Origin of the sequence: Massilia pinisoli, from assembly GCF_024753285.1 — a bacterium.
GTDB classification, from domain to species: domain Bacteria; phylum Pseudomonadota; class Gammaproteobacteria; order Burkholderiales; family Burkholderiaceae_D; genus Telluria; species Telluria pinisoli.
Genome location: NZ_JANUGW010000047.1, coordinates 1 through 3,596, shown reverse-complemented (window position 1 = coordinate 3,596; position 3,596 = coordinate 1). Strand labels below are relative to the sequence as shown.

The 3,596-nt window shown below is 49.8% G+C and carries 4 protein-coding genes; 1 reads left to right on the top strand and 3 read right to left on the bottom strand.

The window, feature by feature from the left end; translation table 11 throughout:
* The first annotated feature begins 85 nt into the window (after positions 1-85).
* Positions 86-541 carry a DUF695 domain-containing protein gene (locus tag NX784_RS28630; protein ID WP_258820071.1) on the top strand — a complete coding sequence of 152 codons (456 nt, stop codon included), beginning with the start codon at positions 86-88 and terminating at the stop codon, positions 539-541.
* Positions 542-717: 176 nt separating this feature from the next.
* Here the strand turns inward: NX784_RS28630 and NX784_RS28625 are convergent, their stop codons facing one another.
* The 3 genes from NX784_RS28625 to NX784_RS28615 all read right to left on the bottom strand — a co-directional run bounded on the left by NX784_RS28625 (position 718) and on the right by NX784_RS28615 (position 3,536).
* On the bottom strand, positions 718-1,359 hold the full coding sequence (locus NX784_RS28625; protein ID WP_258820070.1) for a hypothetical protein: 642 nt from the start codon (positions 1,357-1,359) through the stop codon (positions 718-720).
* A 920-nt stretch (positions 1,360-2,279) separates the two neighbouring features.
* Positions 2,280-2,567 carry a hypothetical protein gene (locus NX784_RS28620; protein WP_258820069.1) on the bottom strand — a complete coding sequence of 96 codons (288 nt, stop codon included), beginning with the start codon at positions 2,565-2,567 and terminating at the stop codon, positions 2,280-2,282.
* 453 nt (positions 2,568-3,020) lie between these two features.
* Positions 3,021-3,536, bottom strand: coding sequence for a T6SS immunity protein Tdi1 domain-containing protein (locus NX784_RS28615; protein WP_258820068.1), 516 nt, complete (start codon positions 3,534-3,536; stop codon positions 3,021-3,023).
* Positions 3,537-3,596: the final 60 nt, after the last annotated feature.

Genomic DNA, 3,596 nt, shown 5'->3' with positions numbered 1-3,596 from the left:
TGCCGTAGAATGAATGCAGGGCGAGACCTGTAGTCCCTGCCTTCATGCACAAAATATTTACGAATAGTTATCTGAATAGTTATCTATGTGGCCCTTTAAGAAACACCTACCGATCGATGATCTAAACGAAGACGGCGATTTGTGGTCGGTAATGGAAGCACCGGCAACTGATGGTTCGATGCTGGTCAGAATCAACACAACTGCAAAGCGTTGGGCGAAGCATCCGTCATTGGGAATACGTGTGGGCTTTGCGATACCGCTAAATCAACCCTCTCCCGGTGGAGTGCCTGACGCATTCGAGAACTTTGCACTAAATCAGATGGAGAACAAGATTCTTTCCTATCTGAAGTCATCAGGTCCAGCTATTCACGTGCTTTCGATCACAACCGGCACCTTTAAGGAGTTTGTTTTTTACATCAAGAATGGTGACTCTGTCGCTAGTATTCATGAAAAGCTGAGGAGCGAAACTACATCTCACGACGTGCAATGTATGGCTGTGCATGATCCTAAGTGGGCTGTTTACGCGTCGTTCTCAAAATGAACCATCAGACACTTAACGGAGCCTTGCGCCTTGGTGTCCGTCTGCTATGGGTCGGTCTCGGCCGTTCGCCGGCGGTCGGCCCAAGCGCCCTGCCGCCGCCGTGCGGCATTTTTACTTCCCAAGATGGGGCACTTTTTCTTCAACGGACGACTACTGGCCGCAAGCCAGGATGGTGATTACTTTTGCAGCCGGTTTGTTTGTATGGATCGGTTAGCAGAAGAGCGAGCAAACGGCCAGCGCCGAGCGAGATGCCAAGCAACATTGTAACGGTCGTTGTATGTGATTGCGCCCTTTGCCAAGACCAACACGATGAGAATGCCAGTAGTATCGCCGACAATCATCGCCGCTAGCGTTGCCCAATCCACGGTTCCCGTTAAGACCCACATAAACGCTTGGTGAAAAATGGGACTTATAAAACCACATAGTAGCCCTGTGAACAGTAACCTTCGAAGGTTTAAGCCCTCTAGGTCTCTCTTCAACATGAACCAATGTATGGCAAATAGGGAAGCAAGGTAGGGCCCGAGCGAACCTGCTACAGCGCCACTCCACGAGCGATAGTCGCTGCGAAACATGAAATGATGAAAATTGAGGTAGACACCTACCAGAAACATTCCTTCGAGACCAGCAAGCCCAAAGAACAAGGTGGATAGTAGGCGAACGCCAGCGGGCAAAAATACCCAATTGGCTCCAGTAGTTACATCAAGCCGAGAGAACAGCAGTTCGTTTATCCAGTTAAGACAAAGGAAAGAACAGACGGTGATGCCGACGTAGGTTACATGTCTTGCCGCCGCTGCTGTAAGCTTCTTCACGTTATTCATGTGATAATTGTTGTTGTACATTGGCAACTGTATTGTAGCCTGCGGTATGTGGCCTGTACATTACAAATCAAAGCATCTTCGCTTGCTGTCAGCCAAAACGCTTCGCGATCTTCATCCAGACGATCCTACTGCGCTAAAGTTGCAAAGTAGCAACAGTCACCAAAGGTCATGATGACGTTTCAGCTACCCTGTGTCGGACTGGCGTCAATCGCTGCTGGTATGACGGTCCATGACCGTCCGTTGAAGAAAAAGTGCCCCATCTTGGGAAGTAAAAATGCCGCACGGCGGCGGCAGGGCGCATGGGCCGACCGCCGGCGAACGGCCGAGACCGACCCAAAGCGGACAATGCTAAGTCAGCTTATGCACGTCAAAATCGAGCTTTTCGGTTTTGAAGAAGACGAGCGCAAGCGTAAGGGCACTCGCCCATGCTGCTGCCGCGCTGCACCACAAGATGATGACGTAGGTCGGTTCTATACTCGGATAAGTTGGCCCATATTCGAATAATGATGCTCCTAACGCCATAGCCGGCGCGCAAGCCGCAAGGGGTATGATACCGCGTCGCCTAGACAGACAAACTAGGACAACGCCGCTTACCGCCAATACAAATCCAGCTATTAGCAACAGATTTCCTAATGCATACGATGGGCTAAGACCACTTCTTAGCGCGTCAGGATAGTCAGCCTGGTAGCTACTCGCTTCGGGCGCTAAAAGGGCAGAAAAATTCCATTCCGCAATACATGCAAGCAGAAGCAGCACAATAGAGCCACACGCTGTGACTCGCATTAAGATTAATACCTGACGTGTCATTGCCGGATGCCTCGACTATATTTGCAAATGAAGAATGACTGTTCCTGGCCGAGAGAAGTCTACCAACGAAGGGGTGCAACTGCGCTGAAGCAAACCTCGAGCAGCCGCCGCTGTTAGCGCACAAGCTTACCGAACACGCGGCTGTGCCAATACATCTTTGGTGCGGCAAACCAGCCTTCGTTCCTGGTCGTTCTGAATTGAGCAAGTTGAGCCATCGGTATTTGATAGCGACTGAACAAAGCTAACAAGTCTCTAAGGGACGCCTGCGATAAGTTCGTTCTGACCACCAAGGTATCTTGTTCCCAGCGAAGGACACCGGGAATCTCCATCGCCCACTCAAACAGATGTTTTTCATCGAGCTTCGAACCAAAATGCACGCCCGAACAGTCGAGATAAATCATTGCTTTCCTTATTCTTCGGCGTCCGCTCTTGGCCGTACTCGGCTGTTCGCGACAGCATAGCAGGTTGATGTCGAGCAAAAGTCACGGAGTGTCACGACTGACCGCAACCGACCAGAGGCGGTCATCGGAAAAGATTCCACCAAGCGCTTACACATGCAGCTATTGCCGACAACGCAAAAGCCAAGAATAGTGCAATTAATGCCAAAAAACCAAAAGGGTTTTTGGTTCTTTCACAGAAACTCGAACTATCGGTGTGAGCGATTCTCCCTGTGAGCAGCCCGCGCCATATCGTAATTCCTAGATATAAAGCAATTGGCAGATAAATAACGGTAATTGTAATTGTTCGCAAATAGCCCATTTCGATGTTTGAGTTTGACCTCCGAATCCGTTGACTGACCGCTCCAGGACGCTCCGGCCTGTCGCGAAAGACGACTCCCGACCCATTGCAGACGTTCACCCGGCCCGAGATACTTCGTATGAAGTTCCAGTTGGATCACGATGGATTTGGCAAGCAATTTTACCTAAGGCACGCATGTGTTCGATACGATCTGTAATGTATAGATTGTCGATAGCCAATTTTCCGCCCAGCGCCATTTCTACCTTGAATGCAAAAATTTGATCAGCCTTTAGAGTGCCGATGGCATGCGTGGCTTCATCAAAAAAGGATTTGTGAACCGTTCCATCTGGGTCTTCGGAGATGATTCCATAGAACCTGCGTTCATCAATTCCAAGCGGCTCGACTTCGGCTGTCTCACCGCAAAATATGCATACTTTGTCACTCGAATCCAGTCCGAATAAAAGCCCAAAAGCATCGCCCACGAAGAACCGCAAGCTTGGGAACAAATCACCGTAACTCTGACGCCAACCCGACGTCCAAGTAGGGGTGTTGGGGTCGAAGAATACCAACGCCCCAGAATACGCTGTCCCGCCGTCATATTGAGGAAGACAATTTTTATCAATAGATGACATGTTCTCCTCGCTTCGATTTCGATCGAGCAATGGTTAGTCGATTATGGTTGGAACGATTGC